This window comes from Candidatus Competibacteraceae bacterium (assembly GCA_016713505.1).
Taxonomy (GTDB): domain Bacteria; phylum Pseudomonadota; class Gammaproteobacteria; order Competibacterales; family Competibacteraceae; genus Competibacter_A.
This window is the reverse complement of sequence record JADJPA010000001.1, coordinates 2,872,148-2,895,051: the sequence shown is the minus strand read 5'-3', so window position 1 is coordinate 2,895,051 and position 22,904 is coordinate 2,872,148. Positions and strand designations below refer to the sequence as shown.

Here is a 22,904-nt window from a genome sequence, read left to right as displayed (position 1 = left end):
GCTTGCGCCGATTCGCCCGCCTTAATTGGTGGGCGCGGATTGAAACATCAAGCTGGCCAACCCGACCTACGCGCCGATCTGATTCGCCCGCCTTAATTGGTGGGCGCGGATTGAAACAACTTGTTTGGCGTGTTCTGAGTAGGCGGTCGAGGATTCGCCCGCCTTAATTGGTGGGCGCGGATTGAAACAAGAACGCCGGAGCGTGATCCCGCGACCCGCAAGATTCGCCCGCCTTAATTGGTGGGCGCGGATTGAAACTCCGTGGCCTTCGGCATCGACGGCGTGACCGACGCGATTCGCCCGCCTTAATTGGTGGGCGCGGATTGAAACAAAGCGGACATCTTCCAAAAGAGCGCTCACAGCAGGATTCGCCCGCCTTAATTGGTGGGCGCGGATTGAAACCTTGTACGCCGACGACACACTCAGGGCGGATGACGATTCGCCCGCCTTAATTGGTGGGCGCGGATTGAAACACATCAGCGGCGCGACCCTGCGCTACAACACGTTGGATTCGCCCGCCTTAATTGGTGGGCGCGGATTGAAACCAGGAGCAAGCCGCCCACGCCGCCCACGAGCGCATGATTCGCCCGCCTTAATTGGTGGGCGCGGATTGAAACGATCATGCCGAAATCTGCTCCTGCAGCCGGTAGCCGATTCGCCCGCCTTAATTGGTGGGCGCGGATTGAAACAAGGGCAGCGCGGATGCTGGGCGCCTCTGGCAAATGATTCGCCCGCCTTAATTGGTGGGCGCGGATTGAAACCTGTGTGAACTGCACGGAAACCGCCACCGGCTGGGATTCGCCCGCCTTAATTGGTGGGCGCGGATTGAAACAAAAAGTGTTGTTGTCTGTGCGACGGGGGTTAATCGATTCGCCCGCCTTAATTGGCGGGTGCGGATTGAAACAGTCTTCTTCCAGGTAACTCAGCCGTGCCGTTTCCGGGATTCACCCGCCTTAATTGGCGGGTGCGGATTGAAACTTGAACCGGTGGGTCGGGCTGTGTTTGGGGGTACGATTCACCCGCTTTAATTGACGGGTGCGGATTGAAACCGCAGCTTGACCGAGGTGTTGAAGAGCCCCCCGATGCACCCGCCTTATAGCTAATCACGTAATTACCGGTAGCTTCTAATCAAGCTAAATGACCCCTGGCAAAGCCGGGGGCTTATAGGGTGAGCGCTTAAAAGGCGCTGTTACCCCGTGAGCCGCCCAAGGCGGCCAGAGGCCTCTCAACCGCATCTGGTCGTAACGTTCATCCGCCTGCTCCTGTTGGCAGATGTAGGCTCTCACCACCGCCTCATCCAGACCGACCGTCGAGACAAAATACCCCCGCGCCTAGAGCACTTCGCCGGTGAAGTCGCTCCCAACCTCCAAACTGGCGCGATCAGGATCGCGCTCTTGCCCTTGAGGTAGCCCACCACGTTCGAGACCGCGTATTTCGGCGGCACACTCAGGCACATGTGCACATGATCCGGCATCAGATGCCTCTCCCGATCCGTGGCCTCCTCGTGTGCCGCTCGCTCGTGAAAAATCACCCCTAGGTGTCGGCGCAGTCCCTCGAAAATCTTCCGCTTGCGCCGCTTAGGGATAAACATGACGCGATACTTACAATCCCACCGGGTATGACTCAGACTTTCATACTCTTTCATCGTGAACTCTCATCTCTTGGTCGAGATTTCAGGTTCACCATGACCGCCGTATAGGTCAAACCTCTGGGAGTCCCCCGGCATAGCTGGGGGCTTATCTCATGTGAGTTAGATTTTTATTACACTCTGAAAAACCATGGAGCCGGCTTTGAGAATGCCAGCGTCAATGGCCTTCATCGGGACTCGCTGAAACAATTGCAACAAACCTCAGCGCCTTAGAAATCGTACTGAAATTTTACGAGCCTAGCTTTACAAGCAGCGAATGTATCTGACCGCGACTCACGGGTTGGCGTCGTTGGACGAACATGATTTTAGCGTCCGGCTTCACCGTGCCGCTCCCAACAATTCGGGCAGCCGATGTTGCGCCCCTACCCAGTTTATCCATAACCGATTAGCGCTTAGAGAAAACCGTATGGCTGGCCCCTTCAGTGTTCCTTCCCCGAGCGCTCGGATTAACCCGGCGCTCACTCTCCAATGGATTCTCAATAACGTCCCGTGCTTCAGCGGAGCCGTTCCGGTCGAATGGACCCGAGCCGTATACCGCGAGGCCAGCCGGCAAAACATTAACCTGCTGATCCTCCGAGTCGCTTTGAGCATGGCGAACAAACACGGTTATGCGTTCGCCGAGGAGCCGGTACACGCCACCAAACCCGGCGATATCGGCGGTCAATGGCAAGCCAGGAAAGCGGAATTTATCGCGGTTGCGTCTTCGGAAAATTACTTGAGCGCCCATCAGTTGTTTCAAATCTGGCAAAACGCTTGGATGGAGCAAAGGGCGCGGGCAGGCATCGACGAGGATAGAATCCGCCGCCAAATTCACAGCGTAAATCCAGCGGTCTACGCCGATAACATGGATCGCTTCGAGCACGGCAGGCGCGATGCGCTAGGCCCGGTCTATCAAGAAGCGGCCGACCGGCTGGACACCACCAACGCCATGCTCTCCACGGTGACCGACGTGCTCAATTGGCTCGAAGCCCGTGAAGCGATGGGAGATCGTTGCACGTTACAGCAAGTTGATGCAAAAGCGATCGAGATTCTAAAAGGTTGGGAAATGTTCGAAACCTGGTTCATGCCGGTGATCTTTGCCGTCTTGGGGATGGCGAGCATGAGGGGCGCGGGCGGTTCGCGAGGAGGGCAAACACCGCCTACCCCCACGGCCCAAAGCTATTTACCGCCCGAGCCGGTTCCAGACCCATCGATTCCGGCTCATTTAAGACGGGTCATCCAAGGCGATTATCCCGCCGTCCGCCTCGGCAGAGTCGGCCAGCCGGGCAATCTCTTTGCGCGGGTGGAAAGCACGGGGGAGGGAGTGACCTATCGGGTTTCCATGATCGTCCTGCGCGGAGAAGGCAGCGCGGCCGAAATTCAATTGGCCCGCTCCACCCACCGGGCGATGATCCGCCGCGCCGCCGAAATGGCGCGGCGGGCCGGAGCGTCCACCTTTAAATTGGTGGGCGAGCAAGCCAATCCAAATTTCGTCAGACACGCCAACGAGCTCGCTGAAAAAATGGGCGTCCCAAAATCGGGAAAGGCCACCAGCAAAATCACCGGCGCGTATAGCGACTACGCAGTGACTCTGCGCGTCGATTTGGTGCTGAAGCCAACCAGCTCCCCGGCTGCTCCACCCTCCCCTAGACCATCAAGACCTTCTTCTCCTCCACCCTTTATTCCACCCGAAAAAAAACGCTCGCTCCCGCAAAAATAAAACGCTCCTACTGATTCACCAACCGCATCATCTCCTCGGTATAGCGCAAACCCGCCGCCGCATCCGGCGGGAAAATCGCGTCGATTTCGGCCAATTCCGCCGCCGTGAGCGCCACCTCGACCCCGGCCGCATTTTCTTCCAGATAGCGCCGCCGCTTGGTACCGGGTATCGGAATGATGTCGTCACCTTGCGCCAGCACCCAAGCCAGCGCTAGCTGCGAAGGCTGGCAACCCTTGCGCTGGGCGAGTAGCTGGATCTTTTCGACCAGCGCCAGATTCCGGGTAAAGTTCTCACCTTGAAAGCGCGGGCTGAAACGGCGGTAATCGTCCTCGTCGAAATCCTCCGGCTTTCGGATGGCGCCGGTCAGAAAGCCGCGCCCCAGCGGACTGTAGGCGACGAAGCCCACCCCCAGTCGACGACAGGCTGCCAGCACATCCGTTTCCGGGTCGCGGCTCCACAGCGAATATTCGGTTTGCACGGCGCTGATCGGATGCACCGCGCAGGCGCGTTCCAGCGTGGCAGCCCCCGCCTCCGACAGCCCGAGGTAACGAACCTTACCCGCTTTCACCAACTCGGCCATCGCCCCGACGGTTTCCTCAATCGGGGTGGCCGGATCGACCCGATGTTGGTAGTACAGGTCGATGACTTCCACGCCCAAGCGCCGCAGGCTGCCTTCGCACGAGGCGCGAACATAGTCAGGACGGCCGTTGATGCCGCGCTTGTTGGGGTCGTTGGGGTCGCGCACGATGCCGAACTTGGTCGCCAAAAATACTTGGTCGCGTTTGCCCCGGATCGCTTGGCCGACTAATTCTTCATTGGTGTACGGACCGTACATGTCGGCCGTATCGAGCAAGGTGATTCCCACTTCCAACGCACGATGGATCGTGGCGATGGATTCGGCGTCATCGCGCCCGCCGTAGAAATCGCTCATGCCCATGCAACCCAAGCCGATGGCGGAAACCTCAGGGCCTTGCCGGCCGAGACGACGAGTTTTCATGTCAAATCTCCCGTAACAAACGATGGACGGCCGCCGCCGGTAACCCCGATGTCGGCCATAAGGTCGCTTCGGTTCCAAAGCGAACCGCGACGCTGAGCGCTTCCGCCATCGGCCGACCTCGAACCAAGGCGTGCAGCAATCCGGCGGCGAAAGCATCGCCCGCGCCGGTGGTATCGACCGGCCGGACGCCGGGGGCCGAGGCCCTCAGCGTCTCGCTTTCACCATACGCCACAGCACCCGCCGCGCCGGCGGTGATGATCGTCCAGCGCGCCAAGCCGTTGGAAATCGTGTTCCCCAAGACTTGAGGGGAGCGCAGGGCGTCCGGCTCCAAATCGGACCGCGAGGCGATTACCACATGCGCCGGTCGCGCGTCCGGTTCGATGGGCGGCGCGTGAGCGACGATCAAGGTAGTATCCGCCTTCGCCGCCAGCAGCGCGGTCAGATCGCGGCGGCGGCTGCGCGCGTAAACCGCATCGGCGGGTAAATCCAGCAACTGCGATGAAGGCTCAGCTTCCTCACAGCGAGCGACGTTGATGACCGTCCGTTCGCCGCGTGGATCGACCAACAGCAAGGATCGGGTGCTCGGTTGTTCCAAGCGCGCCACCGACGCCGTATTCACTCCCGCGCCGGCGAGTTCGGCGATCAGAGCGTCGCCAATAGCATCCTGCCCGACGGCGGCGAGCAAAAGGACCTCGTGGCCCGCCGCCGCCAAGGCCACCGCCGTGTTCGCGCCGCCGCCGCCGAGCCGCGCCTTGCCCGTCACGCCGTTCAAATGCGCGCCGGGCCGCAGCGGTTCGGTCAGTTCGATCACCTCATCGCGCGCCGCCGAACCGATCACCAGGATCGTAGCCAGTTTGATAGCTCCCCAAAATCGCGCGGTCGTGAGTTTTGCCCCGTCGTTTCGGTAACTTGCTAGAATTCCGCCGTCGGACTCTCCTTTATCCTTTCGGCAAGTTTCTCATGATCTGGTACAAAAATAGCTCGGGAACCGGCCGCGACCGCTACCACCACGGCAATTTGCGCGAAGCGCTGATCGAGGCCGCCCTGGATTTGATCGCCGAACGCGGTCCCGCCGGCTTTACTTTCGCCGAAGTCGCCCGCGCGGTCGGCGTCAGCCCGGCCGCGCCTTACCGGCATTTTCGCGACCGCAATGCGTTGTTAATCGAGATGGCGCTGCGCGGCTTCCAGCAGTTCGAGGCCGAGCTGGTCCAGGCGTGGGACGAGGGTCGGCCGGAACCGCTGCGCGCTCTCATCAACTGCGGGCGAGCGTATCTGGCTTTTGCCCGCCAGCAGCCGGCCTACTATGCGGCGATGTTCGAAACCTGCCCGCAACCCGACACCGGTAGCGAACTGGCTCAAACCAGCGAGCGGGCGTTGGCCTTGCTGCGCCTCGCGGCGGAAAGCCTGTGCGCCAACCAACCCAAGCACCAGCGCCCGCCCGCCCGCATGATGGCCTTGCATCTTTGGTCCTTGTGCCACGGCGTCGCCTCGCTGTTCCTCAACGCCGGCGAAGGCACGCCGCAACGGTTGTCGATGCCGCCGGAAGATTTGCTGGAAGCCGGCATTCTAGTCTATGTGCGGGGTTTGGGTTTCGGCGGCGGCGACCCCATTCCGCCCAAGCCTTAACTGACAAATTTGCTTGACAGCGCTTGTTACCGCGCCTACGATTGTTAATGTGATTAACATTAACTTGGAGGGGCCATGATTCTTGCGGCGAAACCCGATTCTCTCGAAGCGAAACCCAACGGTATGGACAAGGCGGTTTGGATCGGCTTGATCGTTCTGGGTTTCATGATCTGGTGGCCTTTCGGTCTGGCCATGCTGGCTTACCTACTTTGGAGCGGAAAAATGAGATGCTGTCATTCCGATCGCGTCGACCACTCGCATCATCACGGTTTTCGGATATTTTTCAACACTATGGGCAAGGGTTGCTGCTCCCCGCGCCGTTCCGAATCGACCGGCAACTCGGCCTTCGACGACTATCGCAAGGAAACCTTGCGCCGGCTTGAGGAAGACCAGCGCGAGTTCATGGAATTTCTGGAGCGGCTCCGCCGCGCACGGGATCGGTCCGAGTTCGATGAGTTCATGGCGGAACGGAACCGTCGCTCGAACGCTGACGAGACGCCCGCCGCAAGTTAAACCGTCACGTCTTTCCCGATCATTGGCAACAACCGCCCCTCACGCCTGCGCGGGTGAGGGGCGGTTGTTGGGCGCGCTCGAAACGCTCGCCATCCCATTAGGCTCCGTCAAGGGATCAGCGTTCCCGCTCGCGGCTCTGGCGGCGAAATAATAAAGTTCAGTTACAATCGGGGCCGTGCGCTCTTGCACACAACCAGCGCGGCTCCGCGGGCGGCGGCGGGAATAGACGATGAAAACCAGTGTGACAGCAAGCTGAAGGAATTGGCGCGCCCGGCGAGACTTGAACTCACGACCTTCGGCTCCGGAGGCCGACGCTCTATCCAACTGAGCTACGGGCGCAGGGGGAAAGGGCGATTAAGATACTCGGATTATCAGGGCGCGTCCAGTCTGGCGCCGGGTGACTGATGCGCCGGCTGGGTCGCATGGCCAGAGCGCGTTCGCGGCTTGCCCGCCGGCCGAGGCTCGGGATATTGGTTTCCAGCACCAGCCAAATACCGTTATAATTAACATGTTTAGCCTTATTCAAACCACAACATAACAAACTGACCCCAAATCCCCTTCAACGGTGCTTCCGCGCAAGCTGCATGATGGATCGAGCCAGGGAGCGATCAAGACGTAGGACCACTGCGCGCCGGGGATGCTCGGGTCGGATAAACGCATTCTAATGAGGTGAAAATGTGAGCCAGCAAGCCGATAAGTCCGTAATGACCACGACCGTTACCTTGATTTCAGGATTGGTGTTGTTGGCGGTCGTGCTGTTCATGGCCGCCGCTCTCATTAGCGTCGTCGGTAACGTTGCGCCGGATGATAACTCGCGCAAGCAGGCTGCCATCCTCGAACGGATCAAGCCGGTGGCGCGAGTTTCCTTCGAACAGCCCAAGCCCGCTATTGCGGTACAGCTCTCCGCCGATCAGATCTATAACAAAGTCTGCGCCGCCTGCCATGCCACCGGCACGCTGGGCGCCCCCAAGGTCGATTCCAAAGACCAGTGGGAGCCTCGTCTGGCGCAAGGATTGGATACCCTGGTTTCCCACAGCGTCAGCGGTATCCGGGCCATGCCCGCCAAGGGCGGCGATCCCTCGCTGACTGAAGCCAATCTCAAAGACGCCATCATTTATATGCTGGAGAAGGCGGGCCTTAAGACTGGAGCTGCTCCTTCCGCGCCAGCCGCCGCCGCGCCCGCGCCAACGTCCCAACCCGCAACAACCGCCGCGCCAGCCGCCAAGCCGGTTCCGGCAACCTCGGCAACGGCGGTTCCACCACCTCCGGTTCAAGTACCCAAAGCGATTCCACCGGCCTTTATACAGCCTGTGCCAAGCGCGAAACCAACAGCATCGGCCAGCGCCGCGTCAACTGCTGAAACGGCGCGGAAAGAGCCGGCTTCGGTGGTCCCGCCGCCGCCCGTTGAGGTTTCCAAGGCGGCGCCCCCAGCTTTTGTCCAGCCCGCGCCAACTCCCTCCAAATAGCCAGCGCCTTTCAGTTAGCGCGCTGCAAAGGCCATCCGTCGGGTGGCCTTCCGTTTTTTAGGCGACCCGTCATGCGTCCCGAGCTGCGTCCCACTGAATCGCCACCTTCCACTTCACAACGCCGAGACTGGACCAACATTCGGGCTCTGCTGCCGTATCTTTGGGAGTATCGCGGTCGGGTGCTGCTCGCTCTCGGCGCGTTGATCGTCGCCAAGATCGCCAACATCGGCGTGCCGCTGACCCTCAAGCAAATCGTCGACAGCCTGGACCCCCAACATCAGGCCGTGGTCATGCTGCCGTTTTCCCTGCTGCTGGCTTACGGCGCGCTGAAAATGGGTAACGCTTTGTTCAGCGAACTGCGTGATGTGCTGTTCACGCGGGTCCGCTATCGCGCCATGCGCCGCTTGACGTTGCGCACCCTCGAACACCTGCACGCGCTGTCGCTGCGCTTTCACCTGGAACGTAAAACCGGCGCGATCAGCCGCGACTTGGAACGGGGCGCGCGCAGTCTGAGCACGCTGTTGAATTATCTAGCCTTCAGCATCTTGCCGGTGGTGGTGGAATTTCTGCTGGCGGCGGCGCTGCTGCTGGGCCGTTACCCGACCGTGTTCACGCTGGTCATCTTCGGCAGCGTCGCCGCTTACGTCGCCTTCACCCTGGCGATCACCAACTGGCGGATGGAGCATCGCCACGCAATGAACCGCTTGGAATCGCAGGCCGGCAACGAGGCCGTGGACAGCCTGATCAATTACGAAACCGTCAAATATTTCGGCAATGAAGGCTGGGAGTTGCAACGCTGCGATGCGACGCTCACCCAATGGGAAAACAGCGCCGTGTTGAGCCAGACCTCGATGTCGGTGCTGAATTTCGGTCAGGGCGCGATCATCGCCACCGGCGCGACTTTGATCATGCTGTTTGCCGCCGGTCAGGTGGCCGCTGGCCGGATGACGCTGGGCGATCTGGTGCTGGTCAACGCCCTGTTGCTGCAACTGTTCATCCCGCTGAATTTTCTCGGCATCGTCTACCGCCAGATCAAGTACGCGCTGGTCGATATGGACGATTTGATCCGCTTGTTAGCCCGGATTCCGGAAATTCGCGATGCTCCCGACGCCATCGAACTGGCGGTCACGCGCGGCGAATTACGCTTCGAGAAAGTCAATTTCGCCTATCAGCCCGACCGGCAAATCCTGTTCGAAGTCAGCTTCACCGTACCGCCCGGTCGCAAGCTGGCGGTGGTCGGCGCCAGCGGAGCCGGCAAATCGACGCTGGCGCGGCTGTTGTTCCGATTTTACGATGTGAGCGACGGCCGCGTGCTGATCGATGGTCAGGATATCCGCACCGCGACCCAGCACAGCTTGCGCGCCGCCATCGGCATCGTGCCGCAAGATACCGTCCTGTTTAACGACACGCTGTATTACAACCTCGCCTACGCCCGGCCCGACGCCAGCCGCGAGGAAATCGCCGCGGCGGCCCGGATGGCGCAACTGCACGATTTCATCAAGGCGCTGCCGGCGGGTTACGACACGCTGGTCGGCGAGCGCGGGCTGAAACTGTCGGGCGGCGAAAAGCAACGGGTCGCCATCGCCCGAGCGATTCTCAAACGGCCGCGCATTCTGATTTTCGACGAGGCGACCTCGGCGCTGGACAGCAATTCCGAGCAGGCCATCTTGCAGGCTTTACGGGCGGTGGCGGCCGAACACACGACCCTGGTGATCGCGCACCGCTTGTCCACCATCGTCGATGCCGACCAGATTCTGGTGCTCGATCGTGGCCGGGTACGGGAACAGGGTACGCACCGCGAGCTGTTGCAACAGAACGGGCTGTATACCCAGATGTGGGCCTTGCAGCAGCAGGAACGAGAAGCGCAGGAAGAAGAACGGCTGCGGGGATTGCTCTGAGATTACGGATCGTCCCAACCGTCCGCGCCGAATTCCAGCAGCGCCCGCTCCGTTTCGCTCAACACCACCAGCAAGCCGGCCCGCTGGCGCTCCAGCCAAGCAAAGTGTCGGCGCTGCTCGGCGCGGGCGTCCTCATCGTCGTTCGCCGGCTCGTCGAGCGCGGCGGTCACTTCGGCAAAGGCATCCTCCAGTTCATCCAAATCGTTCAGTAAGTCCCGCCGCCGGCTTCGCAGGTCATGAAATGTCGTCATGGTTCTTTCTCCCAACGCCGTCAATCCGGAACGGGCAGCCCCCGATAACCGCCCGCGATATTCACCGCCATAAAGATCGCCACGCCCACATAAAATAGCCGGGGCAGCCATTCGGCCAGCGTATCCCATTGCCGCTCCAACTCCGCATCCCACCGGCGGAGTTGGTGGGCGATGACCTGATCGAGCCGCCCCGCCGCTTCGCCGCTGGCGAACAGCGCCACCGCGCCGGGATCGTCCACCACACCGTAACGCTGCAAGGTCTCGGCCAGCGCCGACCGACCGTCGGCCAGCGCCGCCGCCGCGCCCGCGAAACGGGAGCGCAGCAGCGGATCGGCGACGCTCTTTCCGGCCAGGGGCAACGCTTCTAGCACCGGCACCCCGGATTCCAGCAACAGCAGCAGGCTGAAAACGCCATCGCGCCGCTGCTGGCGCGCCAGCAACTTACCGAGTACGGGTATGGCTAACAGGAATCGCGCCCCGCTGGTACCGGTTTCGCGAAGCTGTTGCTGGCGGTAGGCGAGCACCAGTAAATACAAGCCGCCGTACAGCAACAGCGGCGGTCCGAGCGCCCGCCACAAATAGCCACCCAGTCCGATAGCGCCTTGGAACAGCGCCGGAAAGGGGGCCACGAAGGTCGCCAGCGTCAGAATCAGAAAGGGCAACAGCAGCCGCGACTTCAGGCGGGCAAACAGCTTGGCGCGACTGGTGTAATGCTCGTTCAAGCGCCGGTATAAAGATTCCAGCCGTCCGCCCGTGGCCGCCGCCCTTACCAGCCGAACCTCCCACGGCAGCAGCACACCGCTATCTCGGCCCGCGCTCGCCAAATCCGCACCCTTGGCGAGCGCGGCGGCGGCCTGCGCCAAGGCGTGCCGGGCGTCGGCCGGCAAATCGCGTCCGATCGTGGCGAACGCTTGCGCCGGAGAAATTCCAGCGTGCTCCATCGTCGCCAGTTGCGAGAAGAACTGGGATCGTTGGCGGGCGGTCAGCGGCATCGGCGCGCGATCTTTCCGATCATTCCGGTGGCTCTTTCGCCGCCAACGGCAACAGCTCACACAATCCTCCGAGCGGAATTTCCACCCAGTCCGGGCGGTTGTCCAACTCGTAGCGCAATTCGTAACACGCTTTTTCCAGGGAGAACGCTTTCAACAGCATGGCGGCTTGGGCGGAATCGATGTTAAATCCGGCGCTGTCGCGGGTGGCCTCGGCATAACCGTTCAGAAAGGCGGCCCGCGTCTGCCGCTGCCAGTCTTCAAGATACGGCGCAAGCGCTGGCGAATCGGTGGCGACCTGCCGCAGAGCAGCGTGCGCGGCGTAATTGAAGGAGCGTAACATCCCGACCACATCGCGCAGCGGCGAATGCTTGCCGCGTCGTTCCTCCAGCGTCCGCGACGGTTCGCCTTCGAAATCAATGATGATGACGTCATCCTTGGCGACCAGCACTTGCGCCAAATGGTAGTCGCCGTGATAGCGAATCTTGACCGCTTCTGGATCGGCTTGGCCGATTCGTTCCAGGCATCCCAGCAGGGCGCCGCGCACCTCCAGCACGCGTTCGGCCAGCGGTTGCGCCGCCTCCGACAGCGCCGCTCGGCCTTGTGCCAAGCGTTCGAAGGTGGCGACGGCTTCGCCGCGGATCCGGCTCAACCAGTCGGCCAGATCGTCGGTGCTAATGGGTTCGGGGTCGAACGCCGCATCGCCGGTGGTTTGGGCCAAAGCCCGATGCAGTTCGCCGGTGCGCTTGCCCAGCGTGGTCGCAAAGATCCGATACAGCGCGTGCACCTCCTCACCGGCTTGCCGGACCGTCTCCGGCTGTTGCAAGCAATCGTCCAGGAAGCGTTTCAGATAATCCTGGGTGTAAGCCCAAGCATCGCCCTGATTGGCGACGAAGCCCTGCAACTGGATCAGCGTGGTCCGGTCGCCGTTATCGCCTTCATATTCGAGCGCGCCCGCCAATGGCGCGATGTTCGGAAACCCGATTTCGGTCAGAAACCGGCCCATCTCCAGTTCGGGATTGATACCGAACTGAACCCGACGATAGCCTTTCATCAACAAGCGGTCGCCGATGGCGATACTGGTGTTGCTGCTGTCCAGCGCCAGCCGCTTGGCCGGCAACGCTTCAGGCGCCTCACCAGCCAGTTCGGCAAAAATCCGGGTGGCGGAAAAACGCAACCGACCCTCGCCCATCGGAATCCGCGCGCCGGACGCCATCAGGCCGACCAGCATCTGACAGAATTGTTCGTTGGCGAACGCATCGTACAGCACGCCTATCCTGGCTCGGACTCGAACTTTAGATAAGGCATAGGGCAATAGCGGCCGGATTTTCTCCTCGGTGTCATCTCCCCAAGCCAGCGCCAGCGGCAGCGCGTAATCTTGTGGTTCCGACCGACCCTCCAGCCAGACCCGAATGCGCGCCAACAGCCATTCATTCCGGTCGGGCCAGATGTCGTGGCGCTCGAACTCCACCTTTTCAATCCGTCCGCCCTTGCCGGCAAACCAGCGCTGGGCGGGCAGAAACCCCGGCAAAATTTGGTCGACCAGCCGCTCGTGCAGGTCGCTCGCCATCTCGCGCCGCCTCGGCTCGACCAGATCGGGAAAAAAGCTGTTCCAACTCTGGAACAGCACCAGCACCGGCAACTCCAGCCCCGGTCGCTTGTCTTCGTGCCACGCCGGCGGCGCGGTCTGGCTCAAGCGGAACCAATAAAAACCGTAGCGGTGCAAGGTCAGCAGATACGGGGCGTCGTTGATCGGTGGAAAGGCGGTTTGCCCCAGCATTTCCACCGGCACCAATCCCTTGAAGCGGCGCAGATCGAGCTCCACCGGTTGTGCCGAGCGGGACAGGTTGGCCACGCACAGCACGATTTCGCTGCCATACTCCCGGATATAGGCCAGAATCTTGCGGTTGCCCGGCAGCAGCATCTCCAACTGCCCGCGCCCGAACGCTTGGCTGGAGCGGCGCACCGCGATCAGCCGCTTCATCCAGTTCAACAGCGAGGCCGGTTCGCGCTGTTGCGCCTCGACGTTGACCGCTTCATAGCCGTAGATCGGGTCCATGATCGGCGGCAGGTACAAGCGCTGCGGGTCGGCCTTGGAAAAGCCGGCGTTGCGGTCGGGGCTCCACTGCATCGGCGTGCGTACCCCGTTGCGGTCGCCCAGATAGATGTTGTCGCCCATGCCGATCTCGTCGCCGTAGTAAATGATCGGGGTGCCGGGCATCGACAGCAGCAGGCTGTTCATCAGCTTGATCTTGCTGGAATCGTTGTCCATCAGCGGGGCCAACCGACGGCGGATACCGACGTTGACCCGCATCCTCGGATCGGCGGCGTAAGTCCGATACATGTAATCCCGCTCCCGGTCGGTGACCATTTCCAAGGTCAGCTCGTCGTGGTTGCGCAGGAATACCGCCCACTGGCAGTTGTCGGGAATATCTGGGGTCTGTTCGAGGATTTCGACGATGGGATGGCGGTCTTCCTGGGCGATGGCCATGTACATGCGCGGCATCAGCGGGAAATGGTAGGCCATGTGGCATTCGTCGCCGTCGCCGAAATAATCGCGCACGTCCTCCGGCCATTGGTTGGCCTCGGCCAGAAACAGCCGGCTGCGGTAACGGGCCTCCACCACCGCCCGCATCTGTTTGATGACGGTGTGGGTTTCGGGCAGGTTTTCGTTGAGGGTGCCTTCGCGCACGCACAGATAAGGGATGGCGTCGAGGCGCAGGCCGTCCACGCCGAGATCGAGCCAGAAGCGCATGATCTTGATGACGGCTTTCACCACCGCCGGATTGTTGTGGTTCAAATCCGGCTGGTGCGAAAAGAAGCGATGCCAGTAATACTGTTGCGCCACCGGGTCCCAGAACCAGTTGGAGGTTTCGGTATCGGTGAAGATGATGCGGGTTTCCGGGAACTTCTTGTCGTCGTCGTTCCAGACGTAGAACGACCGCTCGCGGGAACCGGGCGGCGCGCGGCGCGCGGCCTGAAACCAGGGATGTTGGTCGGAGGTGTGGTTGATGACCAGTTCGGTGATGACCTTCAGGCTCCGCGCGTGCGCCTCGTTGACGAACGCGCGGAAATCCGCCAGCGTGCCGTAATCGGGATGGATGTCCTGATAATCGCGGATGTCGTAGCCGTCATCGCGCAGCGGCGAGGGATAGAACGGCATCAGCCACAAAGTATCCACCCCCAAATCCTGCAAATAATCGAGCCGTTGAATCAAACCGCGAAAATCGCCCATGCCGTCCTGGCTGCTATCGCCGAAGGCCTTGACGTGCAACTGATAAACGACGGCATCCTTGTACCAGAGCGGATCGTCCACACCGGGCCAACGATTGCGATTGCGGCTCATATCAGTCTCCTAAATTCTTGAAGTTATCGAGCGCGTTTCGGTTAAAACAACCTTCACGAGGATGGAGGCGTTAGAACAGCGCAAGGAATCGCGGCCAAGCCAGCGGCCAAGGCGGTCAACAGTGCGATCAGAGCGGCGGGATCGGGCAAGCGCGCGGTCGCTTCCGCCGGCGGCTCCGGTCCGATGCCGAGCGCGATGCCGCCCAGTTCGGCGGCGACCGCCAGCGCCGATGCGTCGTTGCTGGAATCGCCGGCATAGAGCACCGTCGCCGGCTCCGCGCCGTCGTGAGCGTGGATGGCGCGCAATGCCGTGCCCTTGTTCCGCCCGTGGGCCGGCCCCACTTCCAAGGAGAGCGGCCCTTCGAAGATCTGCAAATCATCGGCATGAGGGTCGAGCAACGCCAGCGTGTCCGCCCGCATCGCGTCCGCGCGATCCGTCGCGACCTGGCGATAGTGAACGGTAAAACCGAACGGTTTTTTTTCCATCCATGCGCCCGGATAGCGGGTCAACCGCGCTTCGAGCGCGGTGCTTAGCCCCTCCAGCATCAAGCGATTTCTTGGAGTCTCGACCGGAAGGTGGCGCACTCCGGCCAGTTCCAGTTCCAACCCGGTGGAACCGCCATAATGCAAGTCCGGCAGATCGACCATGCCGGCGACATCGCTCAGCCCCCGACCGCTGAGCACGGCGACTGTGACGCGCGGCAGCGCGGCCAGCCGCGCCAGAACGCCGCGCACGGCGGGATCGAGCTGTGCCAGCTCGGGATACGCCGCAAACGGCACCAACGTCCCGTCATAGTCGAACACCAACACCAGTCTCTCGCCACGCCGGCTGTCGGAAACCAACCGCTCTAAAATAACCGCGGCATCGCTTGACGCGTTCTGCTCGTTCATGCACTCCACTCCCAAAGCCGCCGTCGCTGAACACCCTGTCTTGAATTTAAGTCTAGATTAGGAATCGCTCAGCGTTTTGAGCCGCTTGAGTTCGGCGAGCGCCTGTTCCGGCGCAAGCGCATCGGGATCGAGTTCGGCCAAGGCGGCAACCACCGGCGCCGCGGAGTCCGCGAACAACGCCAGTTGCGGCGAGGCGGCCGGTCGCCCCGGTAATTCCCGCCGCAACATCTGCCGCTCCAGCAGCCGCAAGCGCTGGCGGGCTTGCTGGATCACCGCCGGCGGCACTCCGGCCAAGGCCGCGACTTGCAGGCCGTAGCTGCGACTGGCCGGGCCGTCTTGCACGCGATGCCGGAACACGATGGTCTCGCCGTGTTCGACCGCATCCAGATGAACGTTGGCGATGCCGGACTGCTCGTCCGGCAGGCGGGTCAGTTCGAAGTAATGGGTGGCGAACAGCGTGAAGGCGCGCACCGTGGCCGCCAGATGCGCCGCGCAAGCCCACGCCAGCGCCAGGCCGTCGAAGGTGCTGGTGCCACGGCCGATCTCGTCGATCAACACCAGACTGTGCGGGGTCGCGTTATGGAGGATGTTGGCGGCCTCGCTCATTTCCACCATGAAGGTCGAGCGGCCCGAAGCCAGATCGTCGGAAGCGCCGATCCGGGTAAAAATGCGGTCGATGGGGCCGAGCACCGCCCGTTCGGCCGGGACGAAACTGCCGATATGCGCCAGCAAGACGATCAGCGCGGTCTGGCGCATGAAGGTGGATTTACCGCCCAGGTTGGGACCGGTGACGACCAGCATCCGCCGCCGCGCGGGTTCGAGCCGCAAATCGTTCGGAACGAACGGCTCCTCCAACACCTGCTCCACGACCGGATGCCGGCCGGCGGCGATCTCAAGGCCCGGTTCGGCGACCAGTTCCGGCGGGTTCCAGCGCAGTTCGGCCGCGCGTTCCGCAAGATCGGCCAACACGTCCAATTCCGCCAGCGCGGCGGCGCTGGCTTGGAGAGCGGACAAACGGACGATCAACTGTTCCAGCAACGCATCGTACAGCAGCTTTTCCCGCGCCAGCGCTTGTTCCTGCGCGTGCAGCGCCTTGTGCTCGAAGGCTTGCAATTCCGGGATGATGTAGCGCTCCGCACCCTTGAGGGTCTGGCGGCGGAGGTAATCGGCGGGAACCGCCCGCGACTGGGCGCGGGTCACTTCGATATAGTATCCGTGGACCCGATTGAACCCGACCTTGAGATTGTTGATGCCGGTGCGCTGGCGCTCGCGCGCTTCCAGCTCCACCAAATACTGATCGGCCTTGTCGCTGAAATTGCGCAGTTCGTCGAGTTCGGCGTCGTAGCCCGGCGCGATCACCCCGCCATCCCGCAGCACTTGCGGCGGATTGGTGACGATAGCCCGACGCAATAGCTCGCACATCTCTGGATGCGCGCCGGCGCGGCGGGCGATTTCCGTTAACAGACCGGCATTCAACAAGCTGAGAAATTGTTGGATGCCGGGCAAGCGGTTTAAGGTATCGGCCAGGGCGATCAAGTCGCGCGGCCGGGCCGATTTCAACGCCACCCGCGCCAGAACCCGCTCCGCATCGCCAGTGCCGCGCAGCAGACCGCGCAGGTAGTCATAGCCGCCATTGTCCAACAGTTGCCGCACGCTCTCCCGCCGTTGGCCGAGCGTGCGCGAGTCGCGCAAAGGCCGGTGCAGCCACCGACGCAACAGCCGCCCGCCCATCGGCGTCACGCAACGGTCCAGAACGCCGATCAGCGTATGCTCGTGCCGTCCGCTCAGGCTCTGTTCCAGCTCTAGGTTACGGCGGCTGGCGGCGTCCACGATCACGCTGTCCTCGTATCGCTCCACCCGCAAGCCGGTCAGATGCGGCAAGGCGTTGCGCTGGGTGTCCTTGACGTATTGCAAGAGACAACCGGCGGCGGCGATGGCCACCGGTTGGTCGGCGCAACCGAAACCTTCCAGATCGCGCACGCCGAACTGCGCACACAGGGTACGGCGGGCGCTGTCCGCATCGAAATGCCAAGGCGCTTGGCGGCGCAGGCCAGGGTGGCTCCGCCAGGATTCAGGCGGGTTGCAATCTTCAGCGATCAGCAATTCCGCCGGCTGAAGCCGCTCTAGTTCGTTGTGCAACGCCGCCTCACCACGCAGTTGCATGATGGTGAACCGACCGCCGCTCAACGCCAGGCTGGCGAGGCCGTAAGTTCCCTTGCTCTCGTGCAACGCCACCAGCAGGCTGTCGTGGCGCTCGTCCAACAACGCCTCATCGGTCAAGGTACCGGGCGTGACAATACGCACCACCTGCCGCTCCACCGGCCCTTTACTGGTGGCGGGATCACCCAATTGCTCGCAAATCGCCACCGACAGACCGAGTTTGACCAGTTTGGCGAGGTAGTTTTCGACCGCGTGAAACGGTACGCCCGCCATCGGAATCGGTTCACCGGCGGACTGGCCGCGCGCGGTCAGCGTGATGTTGAGCAGTTCGGCGGCCCGTCGGGCGTCATCGTAAAACAGTTCGTAAAAATCTCCCATCCGATAAAACAGCAGCAGCTCGGGATGCTGGGCCTTAATGCGCAGGTATTGCCGCATCATGGGCGTATGTTTTTCAAAAGCGTCAGCCGCTGGATCGTTCGGTTCGCTTTTTTCAGTATCGACAGTCATTTAAGCCTCTTGCGCCGAGCCTGTCAGACGCATGTCAAAGTCCGTTGCGCGGATGCCTCGTAACTAATAACATACCAATCGTTGATGTGGAGCCGCGCGCGATCACTCGTGATGCCTGAAAAATCTGTAAAATTTTGGTTTTCGATAGAAGCCGACCAGCACACATCAACAGCCTGAGCGGCTTTAGCCTGATGGCGTAGGTGCCGCGCCAGGCATTCGTTGAGCCGTTACCAAAACGATTTTTAATAAAGGCAAAACTTAAGGCTCGCTCAAAGTTCCAAGTCTGCGGAACAGCCTTGAAACCCCCTACAAACCCAATCCTTATAGGAGCATATCGATGATGAATTCTCGTTTGTTGCTGGTCCCCTCCCTATTGGCTCTGACACTCGCTCTGGGGGCCTGCGAAGACAGACAACAAACCGCCGCCAAGGCTGACGCGGCCGCCGCCAAGGCTGACGTGAAAGCCAGCGAAGCCTCTCAGAAAGCCAGCGAAGCCTCTCAGAAAGCCAGCGAAGCGGTGAGTAAAGCCGGCGAAGCCGCCGGCGCGGCAGCGAGCGCCGCCGGCGCGGCAGCGAGCGCCGCCGGCGCCAAAACTGTCGAAGTGACCAAGGAAGCCGCCGCCGCCACCAAGGAAGCCGCCGCTAACGCCGCCGCCGCCACCAAGGAAGCCGCCCACGACGCCGCCCAGGCGACCAAGGAAGCCGCCGCTAACGCCGCCGCCGCCACCAAGGAAGCCGCTGCCGCGACCGCCGCCGCCACCAAGGAAGCCGCCCACGACGCCGCTGTCGTGACTAAGGAAGCCGCTTCCACGGCGGTCGAGGCGACTAAAGCCGCCGGGGCCGCCGCCAAAGAGGAGATTAAAGAAGGCGCCAGGGAAATCAAGCGCGAGGTCAACCAGCCCAGCACCAAACCCGCCAACTAATCCCGTTTGAAGCGGCCATGGCTCGCCCCAAAGAATCTCTATTTATAGAGACCCCTCTTTGGGGCGCTTGATTAGCGAAAAGCGCTCGGATCAACGGCGCGTTTTGAAAAATTTCAGAATGAATTGGGCCGGCCAGCTCTGATACGGCGGCCTCCGGCGCATACAGCAAGCACCTTTCCAAACCGATCCGCAACACGCTTTTCCCGCGACGCCCTCGACACGGCCGCGCCGGCGACTTAGAAAATCCAACTTAAGCTCGGTAAAAGGTTTGCTGGATAGCGCTAGCGACGAACCAGGCGCTTTCCTTAACTGAGCCTGCATTTCACCGCTTTTTCGTGTCACATCGCTCAACCACGTCCAATCCATGATCAACGCATTCGAACTGCAAAACGGCCGCCTCCGCCAAATTCAAATCGAAACCAAGGCCGACCTGGAGCAGGCCCGACCCATTTGGATCGACTTTTACGCGCCGACCGATGACGAGCGGCTGCTGGTCAAAGAGCTGTTCAAGCTGACATTGCCGGATGAAGACGATTTTGGCGACATTGAAGCCAGCGCCCGCTGTTTTGAGGATGCGAACGGCTCCTTGCAAATCCGCTCCGATTTTTTGCTCGACAAGGCCGATGAATCCCGCAACGTGCCGGTCGCCTTCGTGCTCAGACAAGACATCCTGTTCAGCCTGCACGAGGAAGATTTAGCGGTTTTCCGGCTATTGCGCCTGCGCGCCCGCCATCAGCCCGGCTATCTTGAAAACTGCCGGGATGTGCTGCTCGATCTGTACGCCACCGACGCCGAGTATTCCGCCGATGCCTTGGAAGGGATTTACGCTCATTTGGAAGAGATCGGCAACCGGGTGCTGACCGCCCACTTGACCGATGAAGCCGCCGCCGAGGTATTGGCCGGGATCGCTCGTGAGGAAGATCTGAACGGTCGCATCCGCCGCAATTTGATGGACACCCGCCGCGCGATTTCCTTTTTGATGCGGCGACGGTTGCTTTCCAACGAACAGATCGAGGAATCCCGCCAGATTTTGCGCGACATCGAATCGCTGGACGGCCATACCTCCTTCTTGTTCGAAAAGATCAACTTCCTGATGGACGCCACGGTCGGTTTCATCAACATCAATCAGAACAAGATCATCAAGATTTTCTCGGTGGCCTCGGTCGCCCTGCTGCCGCCGACCCTGATCGCCAGCATTTACGGCATGAATTTCGACTTCATGCCCGAACTCAAATGGCTGTTCGGTTACCCCTTCGCGCTCGGCCTGATGGCCACTTCGATCGCCGCGCCTTTTTGGTACTTCCGCAAAAAAGGCTGGCTGAAATGACCGGCTCAGCCCTGCACGCATTGGCCGCGCAAGTCGGCCAGACCTTGCATGGCCGCAACGCCCTGCTGGCCACCGCCGAATCCTGTACCGGCGGCTGGATCGCCAAGGTGATGACCGACATTCCGGGCAGTTCCGGCTGGTTCGACCGGGGTTTCGTCACCTACAGCAACGCCGCCAAAATCGAATTGCTGGGCGTGCGGGAGTCCACGCTGGCCCGGTACGGCGCGGTCAGCGCCGAAACGGTCGCTGAAATGGCCGTCGGCGCCCTGCAACGCAGTTCCGCCGTTATCGCCGTCGCGGTCAGCGGCATCGCCGGCCCCGATGGCGGCACGCCCGACAAACCGGTCGGCACCGTTTATCTGGCCTGGGCCTTAGCCGATGGTTCACCGCCCCGGATCGAGCGCCGCCAGTTCTCTGGAGATCGCGACGCCGTGCGCCGACAAACCGTCGCTGTCGCGCTGCAAGAGATCATTAATGTCTTTTCCCAACCCGCCTGAAACCCGGCGACTGTTTCTGGCGCTGTGGCCGGAGGACACCGTGCGCCGGGATATCGCCGCACTGGCGACCGAGGTCGCCGGTCGCCGCCGGATACGCGACGCCAACCTGCATTTGACGCTGGTATTTCTAGGCGCCACGGACGCCGCCCGCCATGCGGCTTACGAAGCTGCGCTCGCGGATGTGCGGATACCGGCGCTGGAATTGAGATTGGATCATTACGGCTACTGGCCGCGGCCGCGCATTCTATGGCTGGGCTCCAGCCAAACCCCGCCGGAACTTTACGAGTTGGTGGCGGACTTGAGCCGGCTGCTGCGCGATTGTGGCTTCACGCCCGAACGGCGTGCGTTCCAGGCTCACATTACGCTCGCCCGCAAATTTCCCGGACCCGCGCCGGCTCGCCCGCCCGTCACGCCAGTCTGTTGGCCGGTCCGTGAGATCGCTCTGGTCGAATCATTGCCGGAAGAAACGGTCTCACAATACCGCGTTCTGCGCCGCTGGTCCGGGGGCTAGGTTAGCCGTTGCTTCTGTGGAATAATCGCTGAAAACAACCGTTTCCAAGCTCACCGACCCCTTTTCAACCTTGCCAACAAAAGGACCCTCGAAATGGATGACAACAAGAAAAAAGCGCTGGCCGGCGCGCTGACCCAGATCGAACGTCAGTTCGGTAAGGGCGCCGTGATGCGCTTGGGCGATACCAGCATATCCCGCGATGTGATGACGGTTTCGACCGGCTCGCTGGGTCTCGATATCGCGCTGGGCATCGGCGGTTTGCCGCGCGGGCGAGTGACCGAAATCTATGGCCCCGAGTCATCCGGCAAAACCACGCTGGCCTTGCAAGTCATCGCCGAATCCCAGCGGCAGGGCGGTTGCGCGGCCTTCGTCGACGCCGAACACGCCTTGGACCCGATTTATGCCGCCAAGCTGGGAGTCAATGTCGATGACCTGTTGGTTTCGCAACCCGACACCGGCGAACAAGCCCTGGAAATCGCCGACATGTTGGTGCGCTCCGGCGCGGTCGACACCTTGGTGATCGATTCGGTGGCGGCGCTGACCCCCAAGGCTGAAATCGAAGGCGATATGGGTGACTCCCACGTCGGCCTGCAAGCGCGGTTGATGAGCCAGGCGCTGCGCAAGCTCACCGCCAACATCAAACGCTCCAACACGCTGGTGATTTTTATCAATCAAATTAGGATGAAAATAGGTGTGATGTTCGGCTCGCCGGAAACGACCACCGGCGGCAACGCCCTCAAATTCTACGCCTCGGTCCGGTTGGACATCCGCCGCATCGGCTCGATCAAGAAAGGCGATGAGGTCGTCGGTAATGAAACCCGCGTCAAGGTTGTCAAAAACAAGATGGCTCCACCGTTCAAACAGGCCGAGTTTGAAATCCTCTACGGCGAGGGGGCATCCCGGCTGGGCGAAGTGATCGATCTCGGCGTGAAAGTCGGGCTGATCGAGAAATCCGGCGCTTGGTACAGTTGCGGCGGCACCCGCATCGGCCAGGGCAAGGACAACGCCCGCACCTATCTCAAGGAGAATCCCGAATTGGCCCGCGAGTTGGAAGACAAAATCCGCGATCATTTCTTCAGCCGTCCCGAGGCGGTGCCGGGTACGGCTGAGGCAGCCGCCATCAACGATGACGCCGACGCGCCGGTTGCCGATGAACTGGACCCGGAACTCTGAGAAGCCCCCCGACGCCGCGCCGGCCGCGATCCGCGCCAAGGCGCTGGAACTGCTGGCCCGACGCGAGCACTCCCGGCTGGAACTGCGGCAAAAATTGCTCCAGCGGGGTTTCCCGATCGAGCGCATCGAGCCGGTGTTGGATCGTCTGATCGAGGAACGGCTGCTCGATGAGGGTCGCTATGCCGAGCTTTACGCCTGCGCGCGAGCCGACAAAGGCTACGGGCCGCTGCGGATCGCCCGCGAACTGCGCGAGCGCGGCGTGCCGGACGACGCGGTCGCCGCCGCCGTGGACGACTTGTCGGATCAGTGGTTTTCCAAGCTGCGGGAATTACATCGCAAGCGTTTTAAGTCGTCGATCCCCGCCGACGCGGCGGGCCGGATGCAGCAAACGCGGGTATTGCGCCAGCACGGCTTTACCCTAGAGCAAATCAAACAGTTGTTTGAAGCGGTCTAATATCCATTCCAACCCGATCAGACGTCCGAC

General features: G+C 61.6%; 18 protein-coding genes, 1 tRNA gene, 1 pseudogene and 1 CRISPR repeat array (1 of these 21 cut by a window edge). Of the genes and pseudogenes, 11 read left to right on the top strand and 9 right to left on the bottom strand.

Going from position 1 to position 22,904, the window contains the following annotated elements; all coding sequences use genetic code 11:
* Positions 1-1,049: a CRISPR direct-repeat array (repeat unit 37 nt; unit sequence GATTCGCCCGCCTTAATTGGTGGGCGCGGATTGAAAC); it reaches 2,708 nt to the left of the window's first position.
* A gap of 177 nt (positions 1,050-1,226) precedes the next feature.
* Positions 1,227-1,645, bottom strand: a pseudogene (tnpA, locus tag IPK09_13200) (IS200/IS605 family transposase).
* A 592-nt stretch (positions 1,646-2,237) separates the two neighbouring features.
* On the opposite strand from tnpA, the gene IPK09_13195 reads away from it, so the two are divergent.
* Positions 2,238-3,347 (top strand): hypothetical protein, encoded by a 1,110-nt coding sequence (locus tag IPK09_13195; protein ID MBK7984564.1) that lies wholly within the window; start codon positions 2,238-2,240, stop codon positions 3,345-3,347.
* 7 nt (positions 3,348-3,354) lie between these two features.
* Here IPK09_13195 and IPK09_13190 read toward each other — a convergent pair whose 3' ends face one another.
* Positions 3,355-4,344 carry an aldo/keto reductase gene (locus tag IPK09_13190; protein MBK7984563.1) on the bottom strand — a complete coding sequence of 330 codons (990 nt, stop codon included), beginning with the start codon at positions 4,342-4,344 and terminating at the stop codon, positions 3,355-3,357.
* 1 nt (position 4,345) lies between these two features.
* Entirely contained in the window at positions 4,346-5,182 is an 837-nt protein-coding gene (locus tag IPK09_13185; GenBank protein MBK7984562.1) for a hypothetical protein, read from the bottom strand.
* Positions 5,183-5,304: 122 nt separating this feature from the next.
* Between IPK09_13185 and IPK09_13180 the strand changes: the two genes are divergently transcribed.
* Both IPK09_13180 and IPK09_13175 read left to right on the top strand, forming a co-directional pair.
* A complete protein-coding gene (locus IPK09_13180) occupies positions 5,305-5,970 on the top strand; it encodes a TetR/AcrR family transcriptional regulator (protein MBK7984561.1) in 666 nt (221 codons plus the stop codon).
* A gap of 123 nt (positions 5,971-6,093) precedes the next feature.
* Positions 6,094-6,483: a DUF2852 domain-containing protein gene (locus IPK09_13175; protein MBK7984560.1), complete on the top strand. Its 390-nt coding sequence runs from the start codon at positions 6,094-6,096 to the stop codon at positions 6,481-6,483.
* Between the two features lie 262 nt (positions 6,484-6,745).
* Here the strand turns inward: IPK09_13175 and IPK09_13170 are convergent.
* Positions 6,746-6,822: transfer RNA gene (locus IPK09_13170), tRNA-Arg, on the bottom strand.
* A 365-nt stretch (positions 6,823-7,187) separates the two neighbouring features.
* Between IPK09_13170 and IPK09_13165 the strand changes: the two genes are divergently transcribed.
* Both IPK09_13165 and IPK09_13160 read left to right on the top strand, forming a co-directional pair.
* Positions 7,188-7,949 carry a cytochrome c5 family protein gene (locus tag IPK09_13165; GenBank protein MBK7984559.1) on the top strand — a complete coding sequence of 254 codons (762 nt, stop codon included), beginning with the start codon at positions 7,188-7,190 and terminating at the stop codon, positions 7,947-7,949.
* Positions 7,950-8,020: 71 nt separating this feature from the next.
* Entirely contained in the window at positions 8,021-9,847 is a 1,827-nt protein-coding gene (locus tag IPK09_13160) for an ABC transporter ATP-binding protein/permease (protein ID MBK7984558.1), read from the top strand.
* Positions 9,848-9,849: 2 nt separating this feature from the next.
* Here IPK09_13160 and IPK09_13155 read toward each other — a convergent pair whose 3' ends face one another.
* The 5 genes from IPK09_13155 to mutS are packed head-to-tail and all read right to left on the bottom strand — an operon-like array spanning position 9,850 to position 17,990.
* A complete protein-coding gene (locus tag IPK09_13155) occupies positions 9,850-10,098 on the bottom strand; it encodes a hypothetical protein (protein ID MBK7984557.1) in 249 nt (82 codons plus the stop codon).
* Between the two features lie 20 nt (positions 10,099-10,118).
* Positions 10,119-11,090 (bottom strand): type II secretion system F family protein, encoded by a 972-nt coding sequence (locus tag IPK09_13150; protein ID MBK7984556.1) that lies wholly within the window; start codon positions 11,088-11,090, stop codon positions 10,119-10,121.
* A 19-nt stretch (positions 11,091-11,109) separates the two neighbouring features.
* Positions 11,110-14,433, bottom strand: a complete 3,324-nt coding sequence (gene treS / locus IPK09_13145; GenBank protein MBK7984555.1) for a maltose alpha-D-glucosyltransferase — start codon at positions 14,431-14,433, stop codon at positions 11,110-11,112.
* Positions 14,434-14,486: 53 nt separating this feature from the next.
* Positions 14,487-15,323 carry a trehalose-phosphatase gene (gene otsB / locus IPK09_13140; protein ID MBK7984554.1) on the bottom strand — a complete coding sequence of 279 codons (837 nt, stop codon included), beginning with the start codon at positions 15,321-15,323 and terminating at the stop codon, positions 14,487-14,489.
* 57 nt (positions 15,324-15,380) lie between these two features.
* Complete coding sequence (gene mutS / locus IPK09_13135; protein MBK7984553.1) at positions 15,381-17,990, bottom strand: DNA mismatch repair protein MutS; 2,610 nt, start codon at positions 17,988-17,990, stop codon at positions 15,381-15,383.
* Between the two features lie 337 nt (positions 17,991-18,327).
* On the opposite strand from mutS, the gene IPK09_13130 reads away from it, so the two are divergent.
* From IPK09_13130 to IPK09_13105, 6 genes are all read left to right on the top strand, one after another.
* Positions 18,328-18,912 carry a hypothetical protein gene (locus IPK09_13130; protein MBK7984552.1) on the top strand — a complete coding sequence of 195 codons (585 nt, stop codon included), beginning with the start codon at positions 18,328-18,330 and terminating at the stop codon, positions 18,910-18,912.
* Positions 18,913-19,276: 364 nt separating this feature from the next.
* Positions 19,277-20,239: a magnesium/cobalt transporter CorA gene (gene corA, locus IPK09_13125; GenBank protein MBK7984551.1), complete on the top strand. Its 963-nt coding sequence runs from the start codon at positions 19,277-19,279 to the stop codon at positions 20,237-20,239.
* On the top strand, positions 20,236-20,736 hold the full coding sequence (pncC, locus tag IPK09_13120) for a nicotinamide-nucleotide amidase (GenBank protein MBK7984550.1): 501 nt from the start codon (positions 20,236-20,238) through the stop codon (positions 20,734-20,736). The genes corA and pncC overlap by 4 nt, the downstream gene beginning before the upstream one ends.
* On the top strand, positions 20,714-21,247 hold the full coding sequence (thpR, locus tag IPK09_13115; GenBank protein MBK7984549.1) for an RNA 2',3'-cyclic phosphodiesterase: 534 nt from the start codon (positions 20,714-20,716) through the stop codon (positions 21,245-21,247). The genes pncC and thpR overlap by 23 nt, the downstream gene beginning before the upstream one ends.
* Positions 21,248-21,340: 93 nt before the next feature.
* Positions 21,341-22,420 (top strand): recombinase RecA, encoded by a 1,080-nt coding sequence (gene recA, locus IPK09_13110; protein ID MBK7984548.1) that lies wholly within the window; start codon positions 21,341-21,343, stop codon positions 22,418-22,420.
* Positions 22,398-22,874 (top strand): regulatory protein RecX, encoded by a 477-nt coding sequence (locus tag IPK09_13105; protein MBK7984547.1) that lies wholly within the window; start codon positions 22,398-22,400, stop codon positions 22,872-22,874. The genes recA and IPK09_13105 overlap by 23 nt, the downstream gene beginning before the upstream one ends.
* Positions 22,875-22,904 lie beyond the last annotated feature (30 nt).

Coding starts and splice junctions, on each gene's coding strand:
- corA (MBK7984551.1), top strand. CDS start 19,277: ATGATCAACGCATTCGAACTGCAAAACGGCCGCCTCCGCCAAATTCAA.
- IPK09_13130 (MBK7984552.1), top strand. CDS start 18,328: ATGATGAATTCTCGTTTGTTGCTGGTCCCCTCCCTATTGGCTCTGACA.
- mutS (MBK7984553.1), bottom strand. CDS start 17,990: ATGACTGTCGATACTGAAAAAAGCGAACCGAACGATCCAGCGGCTGAC.
- IPK09_13190 (MBK7984563.1), bottom strand. CDS start 4,344: ATGAAAACTCGTCGTCTCGGCCGGCAAGGCCCTGAGGTTTCCGCCATC.
- IPK09_13180 (MBK7984561.1), top strand. CDS start 5,305: ATGATCTGGTACAAAAATAGCTCGGGAACCGGCCGCGACCGCTACCAC.
- IPK09_13105 (MBK7984547.1), top strand. CDS start 22,398: ATGAACTGGACCCGGAACTCTGAGAAGCCCCCCGACGCCGCGCCGGCC.
- IPK09_13195 (MBK7984564.1), top strand. CDS start 2,238: ATGGCGAACAAACACGGTTATGCGTTCGCCGAGGAGCCGGTACACGCC.
- IPK09_13155 (MBK7984557.1), bottom strand. CDS start 10,098: ATGACGACATTTCATGACCTGCGAAGCCGGCGGCGGGACTTACTGAAC.
- IPK09_13150 (MBK7984556.1), bottom strand. CDS start 11,090: ATGCCGCTGACCGCCCGCCAACGATCCCAGTTCTTCTCGCAACTGGCG.
- pncC (MBK7984550.1), top strand. CDS start 20,236: ATGACCGGCTCAGCCCTGCACGCATTGGCCGCGCAAGTCGGCCAGACC.
- treS (MBK7984555.1), bottom strand. CDS start 14,433: ATGAGCCGCAATCGCAATCGTTGGCCCGGTGTGGACGATCCGCTCTGG.
- thpR (MBK7984549.1), top strand. CDS start 20,714: ATGTCTTTTCCCAACCCGCCTGAAACCCGGCGACTGTTTCTGGCGCTG.
- recA (MBK7984548.1), top strand. CDS start 21,341: ATGGATGACAACAAGAAAAAAGCGCTGGCCGGCGCGCTGACCCAGATC.
- otsB (MBK7984554.1), bottom strand. CDS start 15,323: ATGAACGAGCAGAACGCGTCAAGCGATGCCGCGGTTATTTTAGAGCGG.
- IPK09_13175 (MBK7984560.1), top strand. CDS start 6,094: ATGGACAAGGCGGTTTGGATCGGCTTGATCGTTCTGGGTTTCATGATC.
- IPK09_13165 (MBK7984559.1), top strand. CDS start 7,188: ATGACCACGACCGTTACCTTGATTTCAGGATTGGTGTTGTTGGCGGTC.
- IPK09_13160 (MBK7984558.1), top strand. CDS start 8,021: ATGCGTCCCGAGCTGCGTCCCACTGAATCGCCACCTTCCACTTCACAA.